This is a genomic window from Sphingosinicella terrae, from assembly GCF_003347635.1.
Lineage (GTDB): Bacteria > Pseudomonadota > Alphaproteobacteria > Sphingomonadales > Sphingomonadaceae > Allosphingosinicella > Allosphingosinicella terrae.
Window position 1 is genome coordinate 51,605 of the sequence record NZ_QDFY01000002.1, and the last position, 21,398, is coordinate 73,002.

Annotated in this window: 22 protein-coding genes; 14 read left to right on the top strand and 8 right to left on the bottom strand. The window is 69.2% G+C overall.

From position 1 onward, the window contains the following. Positions 1-37 precede the first annotated feature (37 nt). The 12 genes from DDE10_RS05715 (at position 38) to DDE10_RS05770 (ending at position 11,906) form a co-directional block, all read left to right on the top strand. Positions 38-490, top strand: a complete 453-nt coding sequence (locus DDE10_RS05715; protein ID WP_114951796.1) for a MaoC family dehydratase — start codon at positions 38-40, stop codon at positions 488-490. Next, positions 487-1,329, top strand: coding sequence for an HpcH/HpaI aldolase/citrate lyase family protein (locus DDE10_RS05720; protein WP_114951797.1), 843 nt, complete (start codon positions 487-489; stop codon positions 1,327-1,329). The genes DDE10_RS05715 and DDE10_RS05720 overlap by 4 nt, the downstream gene beginning before the upstream one ends. Beyond that, a complete protein-coding gene (locus DDE10_RS05725) occupies positions 1,326-2,075 on the top strand; it encodes a prepilin peptidase (protein ID WP_114951798.1) in 750 nt (249 codons plus the stop codon). Before DDE10_RS05720 ends, DDE10_RS05725 begins: the two co-directional genes overlap by 4 nt. Positions 2,076-2,488: 413 nt before the next feature. Continuing rightward, positions 2,489-3,337 (top strand): type II secretion system protein N, encoded by an 849-nt coding sequence (locus DDE10_RS05730; protein ID WP_162806357.1) that lies wholly within the window; start codon positions 2,489-2,491, stop codon positions 3,335-3,337. After that, the gene (gspD, locus tag DDE10_RS05735) at positions 3,334-5,448 is read left to right on the top strand and encodes a type II secretion system secretin GspD (protein ID WP_432653708.1); all 2,115 of its coding nucleotides are present in this window, start codon (positions 3,334-3,336) and stop codon (positions 5,446-5,448) included. The genes DDE10_RS05730 and gspD overlap by 4 nt, the downstream gene beginning before the upstream one ends. Next, a complete protein-coding gene (locus DDE10_RS05740; protein WP_114951800.1) occupies positions 5,445-6,986 on the top strand; it encodes a GspE/PulE family protein in 1,542 nt (513 codons plus the stop codon). Before gspD ends, DDE10_RS05740 begins: the two co-directional genes overlap by 4 nt. Continuing rightward, positions 6,979-8,202, top strand: a complete 1,224-nt coding sequence (gspF, locus tag DDE10_RS05745) for a type II secretion system inner membrane protein GspF (RefSeq protein WP_114951801.1) — start codon at positions 6,979-6,981, stop codon at positions 8,200-8,202. Before DDE10_RS05740 ends, gspF begins: the two co-directional genes overlap by 8 nt. Next, a complete protein-coding gene (gene gspG, locus DDE10_RS05750) occupies positions 8,202-8,642 on the top strand; it encodes a type II secretion system major pseudopilin GspG (protein WP_114951802.1) in 441 nt (146 codons plus the stop codon). The genes gspF and gspG overlap by 1 nt, the downstream gene beginning before the upstream one ends. Further along, positions 8,623-9,687 (top strand): type II secretion system protein GspL, encoded by a 1,065-nt coding sequence (gspL, locus tag DDE10_RS05755; protein ID WP_162806359.1) that lies wholly within the window; start codon positions 8,623-8,625, stop codon positions 9,685-9,687. Before gspG ends, gspL begins: the two co-directional genes overlap by 20 nt. Beyond that, positions 9,684-10,157, top strand: a complete 474-nt coding sequence (gene gspM, locus DDE10_RS23340; RefSeq protein ID WP_162806361.1) for a type II secretion system protein GspM — start codon at positions 9,684-9,686, stop codon at positions 10,155-10,157. Before gspL ends, gspM begins: the two co-directional genes overlap by 4 nt. Then, positions 10,154-10,861 (top strand): type II secretion system protein N, encoded by a 708-nt coding sequence (gene gspN / locus DDE10_RS05765; protein ID WP_114951804.1) that lies wholly within the window; start codon positions 10,154-10,156, stop codon positions 10,859-10,861. The genes gspM and gspN overlap by 4 nt, the downstream gene beginning before the upstream one ends. 130 nt (positions 10,862-10,991) lie before the next feature. Then, complete coding sequence (locus DDE10_RS05770; RefSeq protein WP_114951805.1) at positions 10,992-11,906, top strand: hypothetical protein; 915 nt, start codon at positions 10,992-10,994, stop codon at positions 11,904-11,906. Between the two features lie 21 nt (positions 11,907-11,927). Here the strand turns inward: DDE10_RS05770 and DDE10_RS05775 are convergent, their stop codons facing one another. Genes DDE10_RS05775 through DDE10_RS05785 form a run of 3 tightly spaced genes read right to left on the bottom strand, consistent with a single transcriptional unit; the run spans position 11,928 to position 14,130 of the window. Further along, positions 11,928-12,395 (bottom strand): hypothetical protein, encoded by a 468-nt coding sequence (locus tag DDE10_RS05775; RefSeq protein WP_162806363.1) that lies wholly within the window; start codon positions 12,393-12,395, stop codon positions 11,928-11,930. A 32-nt stretch (positions 12,396-12,427) separates the two neighbouring features. Then, positions 12,428-13,093 (bottom strand): HAD family hydrolase, encoded by a 666-nt coding sequence (locus tag DDE10_RS05780; RefSeq protein ID WP_284734468.1) that lies wholly within the window; start codon positions 13,091-13,093, stop codon positions 12,428-12,430. Then, positions 13,090-14,130 carry a YihY/virulence factor BrkB family protein gene (locus tag DDE10_RS05785; protein ID WP_162806365.1) on the bottom strand — a complete coding sequence of 347 codons (1,041 nt, stop codon included), beginning with the start codon at positions 14,128-14,130 and terminating at the stop codon, positions 13,090-13,092. Before DDE10_RS05785 ends, DDE10_RS05780 begins: the two co-directional genes overlap by 4 nt. An 85-nt stretch (positions 14,131-14,215) precedes the next feature. Between DDE10_RS05785 and DDE10_RS05790 the strand changes: the two genes are divergently transcribed. Next, complete coding sequence (locus DDE10_RS05790) at positions 14,216-17,773, top strand: hydantoinase B/oxoprolinase family protein (RefSeq protein ID WP_284734469.1); 3,558 nt, start codon at positions 14,216-14,218, stop codon at positions 17,771-17,773. Beyond that, positions 17,766-18,848 carry a dihydropteroate synthase gene (gene folP, locus DDE10_RS05795; RefSeq protein ID WP_114951807.1) on the top strand — a complete coding sequence of 361 codons (1,083 nt, stop codon included), beginning with the start codon at positions 17,766-17,768 and terminating at the stop codon, positions 18,846-18,848. The genes DDE10_RS05790 and folP overlap by 8 nt, the downstream gene beginning before the upstream one ends. A gap of 19 nt (positions 18,849-18,867) precedes the next feature. Here the strand turns inward: folP and DDE10_RS05800 are convergent, their stop codons facing one another. From DDE10_RS05800 to DDE10_RS05820, 5 genes are all read right to left on the bottom strand, one after another. Next, complete coding sequence (locus DDE10_RS05800) at positions 18,868-19,206, bottom strand: ArsR/SmtB family transcription factor (protein ID WP_114951808.1); 339 nt, start codon at positions 19,204-19,206, stop codon at positions 18,868-18,870. Continuing rightward, positions 19,206-19,871: an SRPBCC family protein gene (locus tag DDE10_RS05805; protein WP_114951809.1), complete on the bottom strand. Its 666-nt coding sequence runs from the start codon at positions 19,869-19,871 to the stop codon at positions 19,206-19,208. Before DDE10_RS05805 ends, DDE10_RS05800 begins: the two co-directional genes overlap by 1 nt. 76 nt (positions 19,872-19,947) lie before the next feature. Next, positions 19,948-20,262, bottom strand: a complete 315-nt coding sequence (locus DDE10_RS05810; RefSeq protein ID WP_114951810.1) for a winged helix-turn-helix domain-containing protein — start codon at positions 20,260-20,262, stop codon at positions 19,948-19,950. A 9-nt stretch (positions 20,263-20,271) separates the two neighbouring features. Next, positions 20,272-20,889, bottom strand: a complete 618-nt coding sequence (locus tag DDE10_RS05815) for a hypothetical protein (protein WP_114951811.1) — start codon at positions 20,887-20,889, stop codon at positions 20,272-20,274. Between the two features lie 10 nt (positions 20,890-20,899). Next, complete coding sequence (locus tag DDE10_RS05820; RefSeq protein WP_162806367.1) at positions 20,900-21,319, bottom strand: DUF2141 domain-containing protein; 420 nt, start codon at positions 21,317-21,319, stop codon at positions 20,900-20,902. Positions 21,320-21,398 lie beyond the last annotated feature (79 nt).

Genomic DNA, 21,398 nt, shown 5'->3' on the forward strand with positions numbered 1-21,398 from the left:
GCTCCGCCCAACGGATCCGAGTGGAGGACCATCGAACATGCCCGGCCGCTATTACGAGCAATGGACCCTCGGCGATCGCGTTCGCCATCAGCCGCACCGGACCGTCACGGAGACCGACAACCTCCTGATCTCGGCCCTGACCCACAATCCGCAGCCGCTCCACCTCGACGCCGTCTATGCCGAGGCGACCGAGTTCGGCCGGATCGTCGTCAACGGCACCTTCACCTTCGCCCTGCTGGTCGGGCTTTCGGTGGGCGACACCACATTGGGCACGCTCGTCGCCAATCTCGGCTACGATAAGGTCCGCATGCCCAAGCCCGTCTTCGTCGGCGACTCGCTACGCGCCGAGACCGAGGTGATCGGGCTGAAGGATTCGCAGTCGCGGCCGGAGGCGGGGATCGTCACCTTCGAGCACCGGATGTACAATCAGCGCGACGAGCTGGTCTGCGTGCTCGAGCGGACCGCGCTCATGCAACGGAGTCCCGAATGAGGATGCGCTCGCTCCTGTTCGTGCCGGGCGACCGGCCCGATCGAATGGCAAAGGCGCTCGGCAGCGGAGCCGATGCCCTGATCCTCGACCTCGAGGATGCGGTCGCGCCGGAGGCGAAGCCCGCGGCGCGGCAGGAAGTGGCCGATTTCCTTTCCCGCAACGGCCCGACCAATCTCTGGGTCAGGGTAAACCCGCTCGACAGCGGCGACATTCACCTGGATCTCCAAGCCTTGCTGCCGGCTCCGCCGCAGGGAATCGTGCTCCCGAAGGCGGAGGGAGGTGCCTCGGTCGGCGAGCTGTCTCGCCGGCTTGACGAGCGCGGCAATTACAGCATCCGTATCCTCGCCATCGCCACGGAGACCCCCGCGGCCATGTTTCAGCTCGGCACCTATGGCGGACAGGACAGGCTGGCGGCGCTGACCTGGGGCGCGGAGGACTTGCCGGCCGCGATCGGCGCTGCCGCCAGCCGCGAGCCGGACGGGCGCTTCACGCCGCCCTACGAGCTCGCCCGCTCGCTCTGCCTGTTCGGCGCCGCCGCCGCGGGCGTGGCGCCGATCGAGACCGTCTATCCTGCCTTCCGCGACCTGGACGGGCTCGCCGCTTATGGCGGCCGGGCGCGGCGGGACGGCTTCACCGGCATGATGGCGATCCATCCAGCGCAGGTGCCGGTCATCAACGCGGCCTTCACCCCCTCCGCCGACGAGATCGATCATGCCCGGCGAGTCCTCGCCGCCTTCGAAGCCAATCCGCAGGCGGGCGCGCTGTCGCTGGACGGGCGGATGATCGACCGCCCCCATCTCCTCCAGGCGCAGCGCCTCATCGCCGCCGCCGGGGAATGAACCCGGAGTTTATCTACCAGGGGATCGGGCTGGTCTTCGGCGCCATCCTCGGCAGCTTCGTGGCGACCCTGCTGGTCCGCTGGCCGCAGGGGCGCAGCGTGATCGCGGGGCGTTCGCGCTGCGATTCATGCGGCCGCAAGCTCGGCCCGGGCGACCTCGTGCCGCTTCTTTCCTATGCGGCGCTGCACGGCCGTTGCCGGGGCTGCGGCAACCGGATCGACCGGCGGCATCTCGCGGTCGAGCTGACCGCCGCGATGATCGGCCTGGTCGCGCTCCTCGCCCATCCGCTCCCGCTCGCGGCCATCTCCGTGCTGCTCGGACTGTGGCTGCTGCTCATCGCGGCGCTCGACCTTCAGCATCAATGGCTTCCGGATAGACTGACCCTGCCGCTGATCCCGCTCGGACTCGTCGCGGCCTGGGCCGGCTATGGCCCTCCGCTGGAGGAAAGGGCGATCGGCGCGGCCCTCGGATGGACGACGCTCTTCCTGATCGCTCTGTCCTACCGGCGGCTCCGTGGGCGGGAGGGCATGGGCGGGGGCGATCCCAAGCTGGTGGCGGCGCTCGGTGCTTGGCTGGGCGTGCTGCAACTGCCTTATCTGCTGCTGGGCTCCGGACTGCTCGGCCTGGCTTCCGTCCTGCTCATGAGGATGCGGGGCGATACGGTCACGGCGACCACGCGGCTGCCGCTCGGGACGTTGCTCGCCCTCACCGCCTGGCCGATCTGGCTGGTCGTCGCTGGCCGTTAGGGCGCTTTCCCGCGGCCAGTGCCGGAATCGGACACTCCGATCATGGCCGCTCTGCCGGACAAATTCCTGATCTGCCTCAATTTCGTCACACGGCATTCAGCCCCCGTCCATCTTCGGCCTGCTAGATGGAAATTCTGCGGGCGGCGCTTTTCCCTAGAGGCGCCGCCCCACCTTTTTCCGGCGCCGGCCTCGGCCCGCGCTTCCCCTCCATTCTCCCGCTTGCGCGCCGCTCCAAAAGCTGTGAACGTCCCGGCCGGGCGACTCTTCGGGGAAGGGATGCCGTTTCGGCTCTCGATTCAAGACGATGGGCCGGGTCACTGGGCGCTGATCCGTCCGCTGTCTGTCTCCAAAGAGTCACATGGCGGAAATAGTCGGGCCGCATGGCTCGCTGGGGAGGGGGAATCGGTTCGTCGATGCGTCTGCGCCCACCTCTGCGCGCCGACCGGCTGAGCCGGCGCCTGCCGCGCCTCACGGTCTATTCCATCGTCGAGCTGCTGTTGCTGACAGTGATCGCCGTGCAGGCGGCGCGGCTGGTCTGGGTGCTGGTCGCCCCGGTCGCTCCGATCGGCGACTATCGCGGCGCGGCCTCCCCGTCGCTGCCCAGCGGCGCCATTCTCGGCGAGTTCGATCCCTTTTTTCGCCTTTCCGGAGCCGGCTCGCCGGCCGCCGTCACGGCGCTCGATCTGAAGCTTCATGGGGTGCGCGAGGATCGCGCCACCGGCCGCGGGTCCGCCATCATCGCGCTTCCCGACGGCAGCCAGCGCAGCTTTGCGGTCGGCGAGGAGATCATCGCGGGCGTGACCCTGACCGAAGTCGGGCCGGAGAGCGTGACGATCAGCCGCAGTGGGACGCCCGAGCAGATCTTTCTCGACCAGTCGGACCCGGCACCGCCCGTCGCCGAGACGGGAGCGGGCGCACCCGTCGTCTCGCCGGCCGCGCCGGTCACCGCCGTTCCGTCCCCACCCACGCCCGTCCCGGGTGCCGCGCCGCAGCCGCAACGCATCGATGGCGCCGCGGTCCGGCTCCAGCCCCGCATCGCCAATGGCCGCGTCGACGGAATCGCGGTCGCTCCCGGCGCCGATGCCCAGGCTTTCCGCGCTTCCGGGCTCGAGCCGGGCGACGTGATCGTTGCGGTCAATGGACGGACGATCGGCTCGGTCGAACAGGCACGCGCCCTCGTCCGCCAAGCGGGCGGCTCGGCGACGCTGACCGTCAATCGCGGCGGCCGCGCCATCCCCCTGATCGTAAGGCTCAACCTGTGAAACGTTTCCTGCTTGCCCTCGCCCTGGTGCTGGCGCCGATGTCGCCGCTGTCCGCGCAATATGTGCTGAACCTGCGCGAGGCGGATATCCGCGCGTTCATTCAGGATGCGGCGCGGGTGACGGGCCGGACATTCATCATCGATCCGGCCGTGCAGGGCCGGGTATCGGTGGTGACCGAGCGGGCGCTGTCGCGCAGCGAGTATTTCGAGCTCTTCCTCTCGACCCTTCGCGCCAACGGCTTTGTCGCGGTCCCCGCCGCCGGGGGTGCCCTTCGCGTCCAGCCGATCGCCGGCGCCGCCTCCTCGGCGCCGGTAGGCGGATCGCGGCGCGGAAGCCCGAGCGGCTTCGTCACCGAGATATTGCGCGTCCGCAACATCGACGCCGCGGCGGCAGTCGAGACGCTGCGGCCGATGGTCAGCCGCGACGGATCGATCACCGCCGGCCGCAACTCGATCGTCGTCTCCGACTTTGCCGACAATGTCCGCCGGGTCCGCCAGGTCCTCGCCCAGATCGACGTCGACAGCGGCGTCACTCGGCTGGTCGGGCTCGACAATGCCGGCGCGCGCGAAATTGCCACGGCGCTGGGCGAGCTGGCGCCGGAAGGGGTGACGGTGGTCGCGGTCGACAGCTCCAACGCGATCGCCATACGCGGCGACGCCGGCTCGGTGTCGCAGCTTGCCGGGATCGCTGCCGAGCTCGACCGGCGTGCTGCCAGCGGCAGCGAGATCCGCGTCGTCTTCCTCGAGCATGCCGACGCCGAGCAGCTTCTCCCCGTGCTCCAGCAATTGCTCGGCCAGACGCCCACCCAGCCGACGACGACGCGGCGGGCCCGGCGCAGCAGCGCCAGCGGCGAAGGAGGCGGCGCGGCGATGCAGCCGGATCCGGCGGCTCCGGCGCCGATCGCCGCTGTCGCGCCGGCGGGCGCGCCGCCGATCGCTGCCCGCAACGCCGTCGTCACCCGGTTCGAAGGGGCCAACGCGATCGTCATTTCGGCTACGCCCGACGTCCAGCGCATGCTCGGCGAGGTCGTCCGGCAGCTCGACGTGCGGCGGCAGCAGGTGCTCGTCGAGGCGATCATCGTCGAGATCTCCGATACCGCCGCGCAGCAGCTCGGCGTTCAGCTCTTCCTGTCGGGGCTGCGCGGCTCGAACATCCCGTTCGCGGTCACCAATTACTCGAGCATCGCGCCCAATCTCGGCACCATCGCCGGCGCCATCGCCGCCCGTGAGCTCAGCGGCACCACGACCACAGTCACCACCGGCTCAGGCTCGACCACGACCACCACGACTGACGGTGGGTCCGATCTCATCGATGCCGCGGCAGCGGAGCTGGCGCGGATCAACGGCGGCGTCTTCGGCGGCGCGTTCCAGGCCGGCAACGCCATCTTCGGCGCGATCGTCAACGCCGTGCGCTCCGACAATCAGTCGAACATCCTGTCGACGCCGTCGATCATGACGCTGGACAATCAGGAGGCGCGGATACTCGTCGGCCAGGAGATCCCGATCACCACCGGCGAGGCGTTGTCGGAGAATTTCGACAACACCTTCCGCACCGTCCAGCGCCAGAATGTCGGCATCACCCTGGAGGTGCGGCCGCAGATCAATGCCGGCGGCAGCATCAAGCTCGATCTCCGTCAGGAAGTGAGCTCGATCGCGGGCCCGGTTTCCAGCGATTTTCAGGATCTCATCCTCAACAAGCGCGAAATCGAGACGACGATAACGGTGGACGACGGCGAGATCGTCGGCATTGGCGGCCTGCTCGACGACAATGAGCGGCGGACCTTGGAGCGAGTCCCCGTGCTGGGCGATATCCCGCTGCTCGGTCAGCTCTTCCGGTCGCGTGGGCGAGCCCGCGGGCGCACCAATCTGATGGTCTTCATCCGTCCGACCATCCTTCGCTCCGCCGCCGACGCCCGCGCCATGAGCGCGCGCCGCTACGGCTACGCCCGGGGCCAGCAGCTGCTCGGCAATCCCAATCGCGAGCCCTCGCTGGACGAGCTGGTCCGCGACTATCTCGGCACGGTGCCGCCCGGCACCGTCGTCGCCGCGCAGCCGCAGGACCAGGTGGTCGCCCCCGCCGAACCCGCCCCCGCGGAGACCGTGCCGCAATGACCGAATTGCCCGCCGCGGCGGGGCCGGCAGCGCACGGCCCAGGGGAGGCGGCGGCGCCACCGTCGCCCCGCGCGCTTCCCTATGGCTTCGCCCGCCGCCATGGCCTCGTCGCCACCGGCGAGGGGGAGAGCGGGCCGGAGGTCGCGATGCGCGAGGATGCGGACCCCAGGTCACTGATCGAGCTGAGGCGATTTCTCGGGCGACCCTTCGCGCTTCGGCGCGTCGACGCCGGCGCCTTCGATCGGCTGCTTTCCGATCTCTACGGCGCCGGGGCGGGCGTGGCCGCCGACGCGGCGGGATCGCTCGGCTTCGACGACGATCTCGGCCATCTTGCGGCGGCCTTGCCGAGCGCCGACGACCTGCTCGACACGTCGGACGACGCCCCGGCGATCCGGCTGATCAACGGAATCATCGCCGACGCTGTCCGCCAGGGCGTGTCCGATATCCATATCGAGCCCTATGAGACCGGTCTCGTCGTCCGCATGCGGATGGACGGCGTGCTTCGCGAGACGCTGCGGATGCCGCCCCATGTCGCACCGGTCGTGGTCAGCCGGGTCAAGGTGATGGCACGGCTCGACATCGCCGAGCGCCGTCTCCCCCAGGATGGCCGGATCGGGCTCACGCTCGGTGGCAAGCTGATCGACGTGCGCGTCTCGACGCTGCCGAGCCGGGCGGGCGAACGCGTCGTGCTGCGCATCCTCGACAAGGAGAATGCCGGAATCAGCCTGGAGATGCTCGGCATGGGCGCCGAGGCCGACCGGCTGTTTCGGGAGGCGTTGGCGGAACCCAACGGGATCGTGCTCGTCACCGGCCCGACCGGGTCGGGCAAGACGACGACCCTTTATGCCGGCCTCAAGCAACTGAACGACGGCAGCCGCAACATCCTCACCGTCGAGGATCCGGTCGAATATGCCGTCGACGGCGTCGGCCAGACCCAGATCAATCCGCAGGTGGGGCTCAGCTTTGCCGCCGGGCTGCGTGCGATCCTGCGCCAGGATCCGGACGTCGTCATGGTCGGCGAGATACGCGACCGCGAGACCGCCGACATCGCGGTGCAGGCGGCGCTGACCGGCCATCTCGTTCTGTCCACGGTCCACACCAATGACGCGGTCGGCGCGATCACCCGGCTGCGCGACATGAAGGTCGAGCCCTTCCTCATCGCCTCGACGCTGCGCGCCGTGCTTGCCCAGCGGCTCGTGCGGCGGCTTTGCGAGACCTGCCGGAGGCCCGTTCCGGCGGCACCGTCGCTGACCGACCTGCTCGGCATCCCGGCCGGCACGACGGTCTACGAGCCGGGGGGCTGCCCCGCCTGCGGCGGACTGGGCTATAAGGGCAGGATCGGTGTCTTCGAGGCGGTTAAGGTGGACGACACGATCCGCAGGCTGGTCAATTCCGGCGGCGACGAGAGCGCCATCGCCGCCCATGCCTTCCGAACCTCTCCGACGCTCGCCGCCGCCGCGCGCGCCTTGGTGCTCGAAGGGGGCACCAGTCCGGAGGAAGCGGTTCGAGTGTCGCGGCACGAGGCCGCCGATGCCTGAATTCGCCTGGCTTGGGCTCGATACGGCGGGCCGGGAGCGTCGCGGATCGCTGCGCGCCGACACGGCCGAGGCGGCGCGCGAGCAATTGGCTTCGCGCCGGCTCTACGTCGTCAAACTGGAGCCGGCGAGCGAGGGCGCCGGGGCGCCCCTGCTGTCGCGCGGCCTCGTCGCCCGACGCCGTCTCGGCGGCAAGCAGCTCACCTTGTTCACGCGCCAGCTGGCGACGCTCATCACCGTCGCCCCGCTCGAGGAGGCGCTGCGGACGCTGTCGCGCCAGGCCGAACGCGACGACGTGCGCAGAATCCTCGGTTCGGTTCATTCCGGCGTCGTCGAGGGGCGGCGGCTCGCCGATGCGATGGGACGCGAAGCGAAGAGCTTCCCGCCGCTTTATCGCGCGATGATCGCCGCGGGAGAGGGTTCCGGCACGCTGCCGCGCATCCTCGAGCGGCTGGCGGCGCTGCTCGAGCGGCAGGCGCAGGTGCGCGGCAAGATCCTGTCGACCCTGGCCTATCCGATCATCCTCGCCGTCGTGGCCGCGTTCGTCGTCTTCGCGCTGATGATCTTCGTCGTCCCCAAGGTCGTCGAGCAGTTCGAGAATGTCGGCCAGGAACTGCCCTTGCTGACGCGTCTGGTGATCGGGCTGTCCGAATTCCTCAGCGCATGGTGGTGGGCCCTGCTGCTGGCGCTCGCCCTCGGGGCCTTCCTCGGCGCGCGCGCACTGAAGGAGGAAGGGCTGCGGATGAAATTCGACGCCCTGCTGCTCCGGCTGCCGCTGATCGGCCGGCTGATCCGCGACCTTCACGCCGCCCGCCTGGCGCGGACCCTCTCGACGATGGTGGCGAGTCGGCTGCCGTTGCTGGAGGGGCTCAAGCTGACCACAGGAACCGTCCACAATCGCGTCCTTCGCGCCGCGTCGACCGAGATCGCCGAATCGGTCCGGACCGGCGGCAGCCTCTCGGGCGCCCTGCGCAAGGCAGGCGTGTTTCCGCCCTTGCTCGTCTATCTCGCCGCTTCCGGCGAGGCGTCGGGCCGGCTCGATCTGATGCTGGAGCGCGCCGCCGACTATCTGGAGCGGGAATTCGACGCCTTCACCACCACCGCCCTGTCGCTGCTCGAGCCGGCAATCATCATCGTCATGGGGGTGGTCGTCGCCCTCATCGTCCTTTCGATCCTGCTGCCCATCCTGCAGCTCGACGCGCTCGCCGGAGGTTATTGATGCGTTCCCTCAAGTCCGTGCTCGCCCGCCGCCGCCTCTCCCGCCGTCGCGGAGCGCGCGCGCGGCGCCGGGAAGAAGGTTTCTCCCTCGTCGAGCTGATGGTCGTGATCGTCATCATCGGGCTGCTCGCCACCATCGTCATCGTCAATGTCATGCCGGCGGCGGACCGCGCCGCGGTGACCAAGGCGCGGGCCGATATCGCCAATCTCGGGCAGGCGGTGGAACTCTACCGCCTCGACCACAGCCGCTACCCGACCGGCGACGAGGGGCTGCAGGCGCTCATCAGCGGCAATTACATACGCCGCCTCCCCGAGGATCCCTGGGGAAACCCCTATCGCTACAGCGCCCCCGGGCAGGACGGACGACCGTTCGCCATCGCCTCACTAGGCGCGGATGGGCGCGAAGGCGGCACCGGCGAAGATGAAGACATTGCCGACTGAAACCGACGCCTCAGCGCCGACCCTGCTGCTGCACGTCGATGCCGACGGCGCGATCGAGCGCTGGCTGCTGCTCGACTCGTCAGGGGTCGCCGGACGCGGTGCCGGTGATTCGCTGCCGGACCAGCCCTGGCGCTCCGTGCTCGCCGTCCCCGGCGAACGGGTGGCGATCCACTGGCTCGATCTGGCCGACGGGCTGGCGCCGGCCCAGGCGGCCGCCGCGGCCCGGCTGATGCTTGCCGACGCCAGCGCGGAGCCGCTCGCCGCCCTGCATCTCGCCGTCGGTCGGCCCGAGCGGGGACTGACCCCGGTCGCTCTGGTGCCGAGCGCGGAGATGGTTCGCTGGCTCGAACGCACTGCCGCCGCGGGCGTCGAGGCCGATTCGGTGGTGCCGACACCGCTCCTCCTCCCGGTGCCGGAGACCGCCCATATCGTCCGCTTGCGAGGGAGCGTCGGCGATTTCCGCGGCGCGGCCTCCGCTTTCAGCCTCGAGCCGGAGCTTGCCGCACCCCTGTTGGGCGACGAAGCCGTCGCCGAATATGACGAGGCGACGTTCGAAGGCGAGATCGCGGCCATCGTGGCGGCGCCGCCGATCGATCTTCGTCAGGGTTCGTTCGCCCGGCGGCGGCCATGGCGGCTGCAGGGCGGACACGCGCGCCGGGCCGGTCTTCTGCTGCTCGTGCTGGCCGTGCTCAGCCTCGCCGTTCAGGTCGCCACGATCCTCAGCTATACCTTTGCCGCCGACCGGCTGCGCACCGAGGCGGACGCACTCGCCGTCCAGGGCCGGGGTGGCGCGGCCGATGGAGGTCCAGGCTTCGCCGCCGCCGCCGCCGTGCTGTTCGACGCGGTCAGGTCGACGCCCAATGTCGAGCTGACCCGGATCGAGTATCGCCCCGACGGCAGCCTCGCCGCCACGATCATGCTCGACGCGCCGGCCACCCTCGACTCTCTGCGCGGCCGTATCGAGGCAAGGGGTTTCCGGGCCGTGGCCGGCGAGACCCGGACCGCGGGCGGTCGTCCGACGGCCGACCTCACGGTGCGGGCATGAACGCCGCGGTTTCAGCCTGGTGGCGCCTGCGCACGGCGCGCGAGCAGCGCCTGCTGCTCGTCATGTTCGCCCTCCTTGCGCTGGTCGTTGCCTGGTTCCTCGTCATTCGGCCGCTCGCCGACGCGCTCGACGAGGCGAAGCGCGAGCATGCCGATGCCGTCGCAGCCCTGGCCGAGGCCAGGACGCGCGCGGGGATGCGTTCGTCTCGAGCCCCGGTCGCGGCGCCGGTCTTGCCCGTCGATGCCTTCGTCAGCCGGACGGCCGGCGAGGCGGGATTTGCAGGCGCCCGGATCGCCGCCCAAGGCCCGCGCCAAGCGAATGTCGCGATCGACGCGGCGCGGCCGCAGGCCTTCTTCGCCTGGATCGAGCAGATGGAGCAAGGCGGGCTGGCGGTCGAATCGCTGCGGGCGCGGACCAATCCCGATCGCACTCTCGCCGTCGAGGTCGTGCTCCAGGCGAGGGTGCGATGAAGCGAGTCCGACTGCCGGTGGCGCGCGGTGTCTTCGTCGCGAGCGCCTTCCTCTTCGCGCTGATCGCGTTGCTGCCGCTGCGGCTGGCGCTGGACTGGATGGACCTTGGCCAACGAGGCTTGTCCGCCCGCGCCGCCAGCGGCAGCCTCTGGTTCGGAGCCTTGCAGGAGGCCGGGATAGGGCCGGTAGCCCTCGGAGACGTCAGCGCCCGCTTTCATCTGCTTCCGCTCTTCCTCGGCCGGGCCCGGCTGACACTGGAATCCGAGGACGAAGCGAACGGGATCAGAGGCGCGATCGTCGCCAGCCGGCACGGCTTCGCCTTCGACTCGGTCGACGGCACTCTGCGCGATGCATTCTTCCCGCCTTTGCCGTTCGGACGGATCGAGCTGGAGGATTTCAGCGCCGGCTTCGCGAATGGCCAGTGCGTCCAGGCGGGCGGCAGCGTCCGGGTCTTTGCGGGCGGCGACCTTGCCACCCTTGGTCTTGCGGCGGAGCTCGGTGGCACGCCGCGCTGCGAAGGCGCGGCCTTGCTCCTCCCGCTGGCCGGACGATCCGGCCGACTCGATGTCCGCCTGTTCGCCGATGGACGCTATCGACTCGACCTGCGCGTCGCCGCCGATCCTGCCATGGGTCAGCAGCTCGTCGCCGCCGGGCTGCGCCCCGTGCCCGGGGGGTTCGGCATGCGCCTCGACGGCAGCTTCTGACCGGTCCGGCGTTCGCCAGGGAGAAAAAGGCGGCGCGCGGCGTTTCCCGCCCCAATGCACATTTCCGTGCGAGCGTGGGGGCTTTCGCCTGGTGCCTCGATGAGGCGCCGGATGACACGGAGGCCAGATTATGAAGAACTATCTCGCGGCAGCCGGCGCGCTGCTGCTCGGCACCTCCTCGATCGCCATGGCGGCGGACGTCATGAAGACACCCGTCCAGGGCGGCGTCGAGGCTACCAAGGTGACCGATGTCGCCGCCGTCCAGAAGAGCGCGACGGTCGAAACGGCCGCGACGGACGGCCTCACCGACAAATCGCTCACCGGCAATTCCGCCTGGTCCGAAGAGGTGACCTCCGAAAAGGTCGATCCGACCAAGCTCACCACGGCCTCGTCCACCGACAGCTGGAACCAGAACATTCTCGACGATGCCGGCGGAGCGAAGATCCAGACCGCGGCCGCCGATAGCTGGTCTTCGGATCTCGCGAGCGCGAAATATTCCTCGCCCGGGACGACCGATGCCATGCAGACGGGTGTCGGCGGTCCGGCCGATCCGGACGGCAACCTTGCCGGCGCCGACCTGACGTCCCGTCCGGCCGCCCAGAATTATCCGCCCTGCGAACCCGGCCCCGGCGACGACCGCTGCATCCAGCTTTACGAGCGCGGCGTGCGCGCGCAGCTCGCCAGCTGGAATTCGGCGACCGGCGGACTTGCCGACGGCGCCGTGACGACGGCGATGGGCGGCCCCTATGAGCCGATCCAGCACCATTCCGACGCTTATGCCACCGGAACGTCGAACGCGTCCGGCTCGATGGCGAGCTCGAGCGCCAACGGTGACGGCATGATCGACGCCGGAATGGGCGAGACGGCCGAGCTCGGCACGGCCCAGGGCTATTCCAGCGAGGTAGCGGCCTTCGACGCCAGCGCCCATCAGGGCGTCGGCGGACCGGTCGAGGTCCAGTCGGATTACCCGGCCTGCGAGCCCGGCCCCGGTGACGATCGGTGCATCCAGCTCTATGAGCGCGGCGTCACCGGCGAGGCCAGCTGATCGCCTGACGACAGAATTGGCTCAGGCGTCCTCCTCCCCCTGGGACGTTGAGCCGGACTCGCCCGGCCGCTTATCGGCGGCCGGGCCTTCGTCCTCATTCGACAGCCAGGCCTCCAGCTTGCCGATGCTGCGCCGCAGCCCGGCGACGATGCGCCTCACCTGCGCCGGGTCGGCATCCGCCAGCGCGACGTCCGACAGCCAATAGGTCTCGCTCAGCCAGGCCTCGCCGCTGTCGCGATCGGGAATGGCGATACCGAGATAGGCTTCCTCCGCCTCGACCCACTGATCGCCGTCCGCCCGGACCGTGTGGAGGCGGATCTGCGCGCCTTCGCGGAAGTCGGCGCGGCACATCGCACGCGCCGTCTCCAGGAACGGTGCCACCAGCGCCCAGTCCAGCTTCGACTCGGCGAGCGTCTCATGGACGACGTTGAGCAACTGCTTGTGGACGAGGTTGTGAAAGTCGGCGGTGGTGAAGGACGAGTCGGCCATGGCCTTGGCGCTGTCGGAAGGACCGGTTGCGGTCAAGCGCCATCGGTCCACATCGCATAGCGGGCGAGGAGATCGCGGGGATCGTCGAGGATGAGGCGCGCGCCGGCCTCGATCAACGCGGGTTCGGGGAAGCCCCCGCAGCGCAGCGCGACGGCTCGGAGCCCGGCGGCTTCGGCGGCCTTCACGTCCCAGGGGGAGTCGCCGACGACGACGATCCGCCCGGGATCGACCGAATCTACCTTCTCGATCGCTGCGGCGAAGATGTCGGGGCAGGGCTTCGAATGCTCGACGTCGTCCTTGGAGGTGGCGGCGAAGATCAGGTCGCTGCTCCCGATCAGGTTCCGGTGGAAGTCGAGCTCGGCCGCCTTGGCGGAGGTGGCGAGCACGATCCGCACGCGGTCCCGGTAGAGACGCTCGAACAGCGGCCGGATTCCGGGAAAGGGAACCGCCCGCGGCAGATAGTCGCGTTGGAAGAGGGTGGACCGATAATCCTCGATCTGAGCTTGGCAACGCTCCACCAGCTCCGCCGGAAGAAGCGCGGGAATGAGATTGTCGCCGCCTTTCCCGATCTGGGCACGTATCTCGTCCACGGAGAGCTCGACTCCGAAATGACTGAAGGCCTGCTGCCAGGCGGCGGCATGGAGATCGTTGCTGTCGACGAGGGTGCCGTCGACGTCGAACAGGACGGCGCCGATCACCGGCCGGCCCTCCTGCGCTTCCCGCCGAACAGGGCCAGCAGGAGTGAAAGGAATGTGATGCGGGCCGCGACCGTTCCGGCCGACGGCGCCGGAGCGGGGGCGTGCATCGAAGCCGGCGCCCTTTCCGGCGCGGCCTCGTCCTCGGCCTCGCCGCTGCCCGCCTTGAGCTCGACAATGGCGTTGAGCTCGGCGCCGAGCAGGACGATGTAGGCGGTGAGGTACAGCCAGGTCAGGAATACGATCACGGCACCGAGCGACCCGTAGGTCGCATTATAGGTGCCGAAGTTGGAGACGTAGACGCCGAAGCCGGCCGTCGCCGCCAGCCAGACGATGGTGGCGAGGGCCGAGCCCGGCGTGATCCATCGCCATCGCGCCTCCGGACGGTTCGGCCCGTAGCGATAGACGACGGCCAGCATCAACACCACGAACGCGCCGGCGGTGCAGAAGAAGACGCCCTTGATCACATAGGAAGTGACGCCGCCGAGATCGGGCAGCAGCGCCTCGGCGAAGTTCATGGCGGCGACGGCGATGATGGCGAGGAACAGCACGATGACTGCTCCGCCGGTCATGACCAGGGCGATCAGGGTCCGCTTGATGAACCCGCGCGATTCCTCGACCTCGAAAACGATGTTGAGCGCGGTGATGATCGAGGCGGCCCCCTTGCTGGCGCCGTAAAGGGCGATCGCCATCGCCAGCAGCAGCGCGAAGCCGGTCTGAGTTCCGCTCGAGTCGGTCATCGACTTGAGCTGGTCGCCAATGATCTCCGCGGCGTTCTCGGGCATGATGCTGGTCAGCGTCTGCATGTGGCGGACCACGGACGCGGGCTCTGCGAAAAGCCCGTAGCTGAGCACGAAGGCGGTCAGCAGCGGGACGAAGGCAAGGAAGGCGTAGAAGGCGACTCCGGCGGCGATGAGGGTGAGATTGTCCTCGCCGGCGTCCTTCCACGTCGCGAGCAGGATATTCTTCCAGCCCTCCGGCGGAATGTCGGCGGGGCTATCGGCGCCGCTTTCCGGAGCTGGGGAGGCGGGATCGTTCACCACGATCCAAAGCCGCGGGCGCCACCGGGGTTCCATCCGCCGCCCGCGCTTTTCCGGCATGCCTGCGGATGCTAGTCGGCGGGTCATGAGCGCCGCCTGGACCTTCTCGATCGACCGCGGCGGCACCTTCACGGACATCGTCGCCCGGTCGCCCGATGGGCGGCAGTTCGTCCGCAAATTGCTGTCCGACGATCCCGGACGCTATGCCGACGCCGCGGTCGAGGGGATCGGGCGGATCCTCGCCGAGGAGGGAGGCACGCTCGGCACCGTACGGATGGGAACGACCGTCGCGACCAACGCCCTGCTCGAGCGCAAGGGCGAGGGAGTCGTCCTCGCCATCACCCGCGGCTTCGCCGATGCGCTCCGCATCGGGTATCAGGCCCGGCCCGAGATATTCGCCCGTCGCATCGTCCTGCCCGAGCCGCTTTATGCCGAGGTGGTCGAGGTAGAGGAGCGGGTCGGCGCCGACGGCGAGGTGATCCGTCCGCTGGACGTGCAGGCGGCACGCGGGGACCTGAAGGCCGCCTATGACCGCGGCAGGCGCTCGGTTGCGATCGTGCTGATGCACGGCTGGCGCTGGACCGAGCACGAGCAGGCGGTGGCGGCGGCGGCGCGCGAGATCGGCTTCACCCAGGTCTCGGTGAGCCATGAGGTCGAGCCGCTGATCAAGCTGATCGGCCGTGGCGATACCTGCGTCGTCGATGCCTATCTTTCTCCGGTGCTGCGCCATTACGTCGACCAGGTGGTGTCGGGCCTCGAAGCCTGCGCCGCCGACGCCTCCAAGCTGCTGTTCATGCAGTCGAACGGCGGCCTGACCGACGCTGCCGTCTTTCGAGGCAAGGACGCGATCCTGTCAGGCCCGGCCGGCGGCATCGTCGGCATGGCGCGGACCGCGGCCCAGGCCGGCTTCGACCGTATCATCGGTTTCGACATGGGCGGCACCTCGACCGACGTGTCCCATCATGCCGGCGCCTATGAGCGGACCAGCGAACGCCTTGTCGCCGGCGTTCGCGTTCGCGCGCCGATGCTCGAGATCCATACCGTCGCCGCCGGCGGAGGCTCCATCTGTCATTATGACGGAAGCCGCTTCCGCGTCGGCCCGGACAGCGCCGGGGCCGTGCCGGGCCCCGCCTGCTATCGCCGCGGCGGCCCGCTCACCGTCACCGACTGCAATGTGGTGCTCGGCAAGATAAGGCCCGACCGCTTTCCGCAGGTCTTCGGCCCGGGTGGCGACGGGCCGATCGATGCGGACGCTTCTCTCGCCCGCTGCGCCGAGATCGCCACTCGGGCCGGGATGGAGGCGCGGGCGGTGGCGGAAGGCTTCCTTCGCATCGCGGTCGAGAACATGGCCAATGCGATCAAGCAGATTTCCATCGCCCGCGGCCACGACGTCACCCGCTACACCCTGGTCTGCTTCGGCGGCGCCGGCGGCCAGCATGCCTGCCTGGTGGCCGATGCGCTGGGGATCGAGCGCGTCATGATCCATCCGCTGGCGGGCGTGCTCAGCGCCTACGGCATGGGCCTTGCCGACCGGATCGAGCTTCGACAGCGAAGCCTCGCCGGCGGCGATCTCGAGCCGGCGCTGGCCGAGTTGGCGGCGGAGGCCTGCGAGGCGCTTCGCGCACAGGGCGTCGCCGAACCCGAGGTGCGCCGGCGCGCGGCGCTGCGCTACGAAGGCAGCGATACGGCGCTCGAGGTCGAGGTGGGCGAGGGGATGGAGGCGGCCTTCGTCGAAGCGCATCGGACCCGCTTCGGCTTCGTCTCCGATGCGCCGGTCGTAATCGAGACGGCAATCGTCGAAGCGGTCGGTCCGGGCGAAGCGATCGATTCCGGCGGGGGCCGGAACGGGGACGATCCTGCCCCTTCCGATCCCTCCCCAGCGGGAGCCTATGACCGCGACACCCTGTCGCCGGGGGATCGGGTCGCCGGCCCGGCTCTCATCTTCGACTCAACCGCGACCACCGTGGTCGAGCCGGGGTGGCAGGCGCGGGTGGACGGCGTCGGCAATCTCATCCTCAGCCGGACGGTTCCGCGGGCTGCCGAGCGAGCGATGGGGACCGATGTGGATCCGGTCATGCTGGAGGTGATGGGCAATCTGTTCATGGCGATCGCCGAGGAGATGGGGGTTGCCCTTCAGAACACGGCCTCGTCGGTGAACATCAAGGAACGGCTCGATTTCTCCTGCGCTCTGTTCGACCGCGGCGGTCAGTTGGTCGCCAACGCGCCGCACATCCCCGTGCATCTCGGCTCGATGGGGGACAGCATCCGGACCGTCATCGCGGCGCGAGGGCTCGGCGACGGCGGGCAGCCGCGCGACGGACGGGGAATGCGGCCGGGCGACGTCTATGTGCTCAATGCCCCCTATCGTGGAGGCACCCACCTGCCGGACGTGACCGTGATCATGCCGGTCTTCCATGGCGGGGATCCCGCGCCGGCCTGGTTCGTCGCCGCCCGCGGCCACCATGCGGATATCGGGGGCATCGCCCCCGGCTCGATGCCGCCGGACAGCCGCGAAGTCCACGAAGAGGGCGTCCTCATCGACAATTTCCTCCTCGTCGACGAGGGACGTTTCTGCGAAGCGGAGCTGCGCGCCTTGCTCGGTTCGAGCGACTGGCCCGCGCGCAATCCGGACCGGAACGTCGCCGATCTCAAGGCGCAGGTCGCCGCCTGCGCCCGCGGCTCGAGCGAGCTCGGTCGGGTCGCGGCCGAGCAGGGCAGGGCGGCGATCGACGCCTATATGGCCCATGTCATGGCCTATGCCGAGGAGGCCGTCCGCCGGCTGATCGGCCGTCTCGAAGACGGCGACTTCCGCTATCCTCTCGACAATGGCGCAGAGGTCTGCGTCTCGATCCGAGTCGACCGCGAGGCGCGCGCCGCGACGGTCGATTTCAGCGGAACGAGCCCGCAGCAGCCCGACAATTTCAACGCGCCTTATTCGATCTGCCGCGCCGCCACCCTCTATGCCTTCCGGACGATGGTCGACGATGCCATCCCGCTCAACGACGGCTGCATGCGCCCGATCACGCTCGAGGTGCCGGAGGGCTCGATGCTCAACCCAGCTTATCCGGCGGCGGTCGTCGCCGGCAATGTCGAGACCAGCCAGGTGGTGACCGACTGCCTGCTCGCGGCAGCGCGGGCGCTTGCGCCGAGCCAGGGCACGATGAACAATTTCACCTTCGGCGATGCTTACCGGCAATATTATGAGACGATCGCCGGCGGCGCCGGCGCCGGCCCGGGTTTCGACGGCGCCAGCGCGGTGCACACCCACATGACCAACAGCCGGCTGACCGATCCGGAGATATTGGAGACGCGGTTTCCGGTGCGGCTGGAGCGTTTCGCCATCCGCCGCGGCTCCGGCGGCATCGGCGCTCATCGCGGCGGCGACGGCATCGAGCGGCACATCCGGTTCCTGGCGCCGATGACGGCGGGGATCCTGTCGAACCGGAGGCGGGTGGCGCCGCGTGGGCTCGCCGGCGGCGGCGACGCGCTCCCTGGCATCAATCGGGTGGTCCGCGCCGATGGCAGCGATCAATTGCTCGGCGCGACGGCTGCGGTCGAGATGGCGGCCGGCGACCTGTTCGTCATCGAGACGCCTGGCGGCGGCGGCTACGGCGCGCCGGGCAAAGGGGAGGATCATGGCTGAACGTTTCTATCTTCGTCCCACCGCGTTCGTGGACGCCCCCTTCGGCCATGACGGGCAGGTCGCCCGGCTGGCGGGGGGGCTGCTCTGGTTCTCGGCGGTCGAGATCGAGCATCTCGACGGCACAGTTCGGGCGCCGGCCAGGCTGGTTCCGGTGGCGCAGATCGAGGCGGCCCTCCAGGACCTCCCGGAATCGGCGCGGACGGCATGGCAGCGGCTTACCTCGCCGCGATCCGCGCTGCGGCTGCGTGAACGTGTGATCCGGCTCGACCAGCCCCAGGTCGCCGGAATCGTCAATATCACCCCGGACAGCTTCTCCGACGGCGGCGTCCATGCCGACGCCGAGGCGGCGCTCGCCACCGGCAGCGCCATGGCCGCCGCGGGCGCGGCGATCATCGACGTCGGCGGCGAATCCACCCGGCCCGGGGCGAAGCCGGTCTGGGAAGGCGACGAGGCGACACGGATCGTGCCGGTCGTCGAGCGGCTGGCGGCGTCGGGCACGGCGGTGTCGGTCGACACTCGCAAGGCCGCGGTGATGGAAGCGGCCCTCGCCGCCGGCGCCGGTCTCGTCAACGACGTCTCCGCCCTCACCTGGGAACCGCGGTCGGCCGAGGTCGTCGCGTCGGCCGGTTGTCCGGTCGTGCTCATGCATCATCAGGGGCCGCCCGAGACGATGCAGCAGAATCCCCGCTACGACCGGCCGGTCCCGTTCGAAGTCTATGACTGGCTGGAGGAGCGGATCGCCGAGGCGCAGGCGGCGGGGATCGATCGAGAGAATATCGTCGTCGACCCAGGCTTCGGCTTCGGCAAGAGCGTCCAGCACAATCTGCAGCTGATGAATGGCCTCGCCCTCCTCCATGGCCTCGGCTGCCCGATCATGCTCGGCGCGAGCCGCAAGCGCACGATCGGTGCGCTGTCCGGCGAGGCACCGGCGGACAAGCGGCTGGGCGGGTCGGTCGCGCTGGCGCTGAAGGCCGCCGAGCAGGGGGCGCAGATCATCCGAGTCCACGACGTGCCGGAGACGGTGCAGGCGTTGCGCGTGTGGCGCGGCCTGCGCGACGCGGCGCTCACCCCCTGAGCGCGCCGCGAATAAAATATCACTTTCTATCGAGACGTCGTTGTCGCTTGCCGCGGGCGATCTCGGTGGCGAGCGCCTCGAGCTTGGGCTCCCAGAAGGCGCGGAAGCGATCGAGCCACAGGTCGACTTCACGCAGGGGAGCGGGATCCACGGCATAGATGCGCTTCTGCCGCTCGGGCCGGACGCTGGCGAACCCGCTCTCGCGAAGCACCTTGAGATGCTGCGACACGGCCGGCTGGCTGATCCCGAATTCGCGCTGGACCACCTCGACGATGTCCCCCGACGCCTGCTCGCCAGCGGCCAGAAGCTCGAGGATCCGGCGGCGGACCGGATCGCCGAGAACATCGAAGGCATGCATCAGCCGGGCTCGCCCTCCTTGTGGCCGCTGCCGGTGTAGAAATCCGTCGTCCGGTCGGCCGCCGCCGCCGCCGCTTCGGGGTCGGTGCCGAACGCCTCGGAGGCGCGGCCCCAGCCCTGGCTGCTCTGACGGGCATAGTCGCGGTAATTGTCGCTCGCCGTCCATTCCGCCGACGCTTCGGGAGCCACGGAGGCACCGGTCTCGAGATGCAGGGCGAGACCGAGCAGCGCAAGGTCCCAGCCGACGCCGACAGCGCCGGGCCCGAACTGGTCCCAGAATTGGAGATACTGGTCGTCGACATGGCAGACATGCTCGAGCTCGAGGCGCGTGCTCTCCTCGGCTTCCTCGGTGAGGGTGACGAACACCCAGCTCGTGGCGCCTCCAAACTCCCAGGTCACCGCCAGGCGGCGCGGCGGCTCGCATTCGTTGATGGTGCCGCCGGCATTGCCCTGCAGCTGGTAGCGGCCGCCGAGGCGCAGCTCGCCGCTGATCGGCATGAACCAGCGCGGGATACGCTCCTCGCTAGTGAGAGCGTCCCAGGCATCGTCGATATCGGTGGGATAGTGGCGGGTGGCGAGAACGACCCGCGCCGGCCGGCCCTCATGCTCGCGGCTGGCGACTTCGCGGGTGACCGCGCCGATATGGCGTAAAACGTCGACATGCATGGTCCCGGCTCCTTCGATGTGGAACCGATATAGGCAGCAGCTTATATAAGTGCAAGCCTATATAAAGAATTCCCATTCAGCCGCCGCCGAGCAGCCTCTGCATATGGCCGATATAGGCGATCCAGGCATCGCGGCCGGATCGGCTGAGGCGGCAGAGCGTCTGCGGCTTGCGGCCGACGAAGCGCTTCTCGATCTCGACATAACCCGCTTCCTCGAGCTTGCGCAGATGAACCGAGAGATTGCCCTCATTGACCTGCGCGCGCTGCTGAAGCTCGGCGAAGCTGGCGCTGCCGGCACCCGACAGATAGGCCATGATCGAAAGGCGGACGCGGCCATGGATGACCTCGTCTATCTCCCGATAGTCGTAATCCCGATCGATCGAATCGCTCATCGGCGGTGCCTAGCGGGCGTGGCGGGCGGACCGAAGCTGGTGCGTTCCCCATCCGATTGAGATCAGCAGGACGCCGGCCGCGGTCGCCGGATACAAGGCGCCTTCGCCGATCAGCATGGCGGTGATGGCGGCGAAAACGAGCGACATCCAGGCATAGAGCCGTGCGCCGGAATCGTCGGCGGCCATGCCCGAGGCGGAGATGGCGATCGCATAGACGCCGAACCCGATCGGCGGCATCATCGCATAAAGCTGCCATGCCTCGGCGCCGCCGACCAGCATGCCCCGCGCGAACAGTCCCACCGAAAGCACCGTCAGGAACCCGCCGGCGAACAGCCAGACGGTCCTCGCCACCCGATTGCCGACGCTGAGCGCGCCCGGGCGTCCTTCCTGACGAACCTGGATGAGCGCCGAGCCGATCCAGGCGAGGATGACGAGGCCGAACCAGCTGATCGACAACGAGTAGCCGGGCCAGTTCAGATGCCGTTCGAGCACCGCCCAGTTGACGAGGAGCGCGATCGTCATCGCCACGCCCCACAGGATGAGATGCCAGCCGCCCAGAAGGGGCGCGTGCCGGCCTTCCTCGGCGATCGAGCGCAGCCGGGCCAGCTCTTCCGCTGTCATGTCCATGGCTTTCTCCTCAACGACCATAAATCATCGACAGCCGGAGCGCGGCGGGGCCGGTTCCGACCGACGTCTTCACCTGATCGAAGGTCGGCTCGGCGCGCAGCGTCTCTCCACTGGTCATCGACCAGCCGTCGAGCGGCTGATGGCTTTCGTCCTTGTCGAACTGGCCATTGCCGTTGTCGTCGTGCCAGATCGACACCGCATATTCGCCCGGAGGCACGTCGAAGCCGAAGCGGTGCGCGCCCGCCTGCGGCCGCTGAACCACCGTCCCGGCGGTTCCGCGCTGCTGCATGAACTGCTCGCGGTCCTGCACGGTCACATAGAGCGTCCCGCCCGTTGCGCGGACGCCCTCCACTTCGACCGTCAGGTTCGCGGCGACGGCCGGCGTCGCGAGCGCCACCAGAAAGGGAAGAGCGGAGAAGAGCCGGATCATGTGCACCTCCTTCATCGAGTCGTGTACTTGATATTTTAAAGTACACGACTGAGTCAAGAGAATTGGCATTTCGAGGTGG

Excerpts from the sequence above, each read along its gene's own strand:
- DDE10_RS05715 (WP_114951796.1), top strand. The coding sequence starts at position 38 with ATGCCCGGCCGCTATTACGAGCAATGGACCCTCGGCGATCGCGTTCGC.
- DDE10_RS05720 (WP_114951797.1), top strand. The coding sequence starts at position 487 with ATGAGGATGCGCTCGCTCCTGTTCGTGCCGGGCGACCGGCCCGATCGA.
- DDE10_RS05725 (WP_114951798.1), top strand. The coding sequence starts at position 1,326 with ATGAACCCGGAGTTTATCTACCAGGGGATCGGGCTGGTCTTCGGCGCC.
- DDE10_RS05730 (WP_162806357.1), top strand. The coding sequence starts at position 2,489 with ATGCGTCTGCGCCCACCTCTGCGCGCCGACCGGCTGAGCCGGCGCCTG.
- DDE10_RS05740 (WP_114951800.1), top strand. The coding sequence starts at position 5,445 with ATGACCGAATTGCCCGCCGCGGCGGGGCCGGCAGCGCACGGCCCAGGG.
- gspF (WP_114951801.1), top strand. The coding sequence starts at position 6,979 with ATGCCTGAATTCGCCTGGCTTGGGCTCGATACGGCGGGCCGGGAGCGT.
- gspG (WP_114951802.1), top strand. The coding sequence starts at position 8,202 with ATGCGTTCCCTCAAGTCCGTGCTCGCCCGCCGCCGCCTCTCCCGCCGT.
- gspL (WP_162806359.1), top strand. The coding sequence starts at position 8,623 with ATGAAGACATTGCCGACTGAAACCGACGCCTCAGCGCCGACCCTGCTG.
- gspM (WP_162806361.1), top strand. The coding sequence starts at position 9,684 with ATGAACGCCGCGGTTTCAGCCTGGTGGCGCCTGCGCACGGCGCGCGAG.
- gspN (WP_114951804.1), top strand. The coding sequence starts at position 10,154 with ATGAAGCGAGTCCGACTGCCGGTGGCGCGCGGTGTCTTCGTCGCGAGC.
- DDE10_RS05770 (WP_114951805.1), top strand. The coding sequence starts at position 10,992 with ATGAAGAACTATCTCGCGGCAGCCGGCGCGCTGCTGCTCGGCACCTCC.
- DDE10_RS05775 (WP_162806363.1), bottom strand. The coding sequence starts at position 12,395 with ATGGCCGACTCGTCCTTCACCACCGCCGACTTTCACAACCTCGTCCAC.
- DDE10_RS05790 (WP_284734469.1), top strand. The coding sequence starts at position 14,216 with ATGAGCGCCGCCTGGACCTTCTCGATCGACCGCGGCGGCACCTTCACG.
- folP (WP_114951807.1), top strand. The coding sequence starts at position 17,766 with ATGGCTGAACGTTTCTATCTTCGTCCCACCGCGTTCGTGGACGCCCCC.
- DDE10_RS05800 (WP_114951808.1), bottom strand. The coding sequence starts at position 19,206 with ATGCATGCCTTCGATGTTCTCGGCGATCCGGTCCGCCGCCGGATCCTC.
- DDE10_RS05805 (WP_114951809.1), bottom strand. The coding sequence starts at position 19,871 with ATGCATGTCGACGTTTTACGCCATATCGGCGCGGTCACCCGCGAAGTC.
- DDE10_RS05810 (WP_114951810.1), bottom strand. The coding sequence starts at position 20,262 with ATGAGCGATTCGATCGATCGGGATTACGACTATCGGGAGATAGACGAG.
- DDE10_RS05815 (WP_114951811.1), bottom strand. The coding sequence starts at position 20,889 with ATGGACATGACAGCGGAAGAGCTGGCCCGGCTGCGCTCGATCGCCGAG.
- DDE10_RS05820 (WP_162806367.1), bottom strand. The coding sequence starts at position 21,319 with ATGATCCGGCTCTTCTCCGCTCTTCCCTTTCTGGTGGCGCTCGCGACG.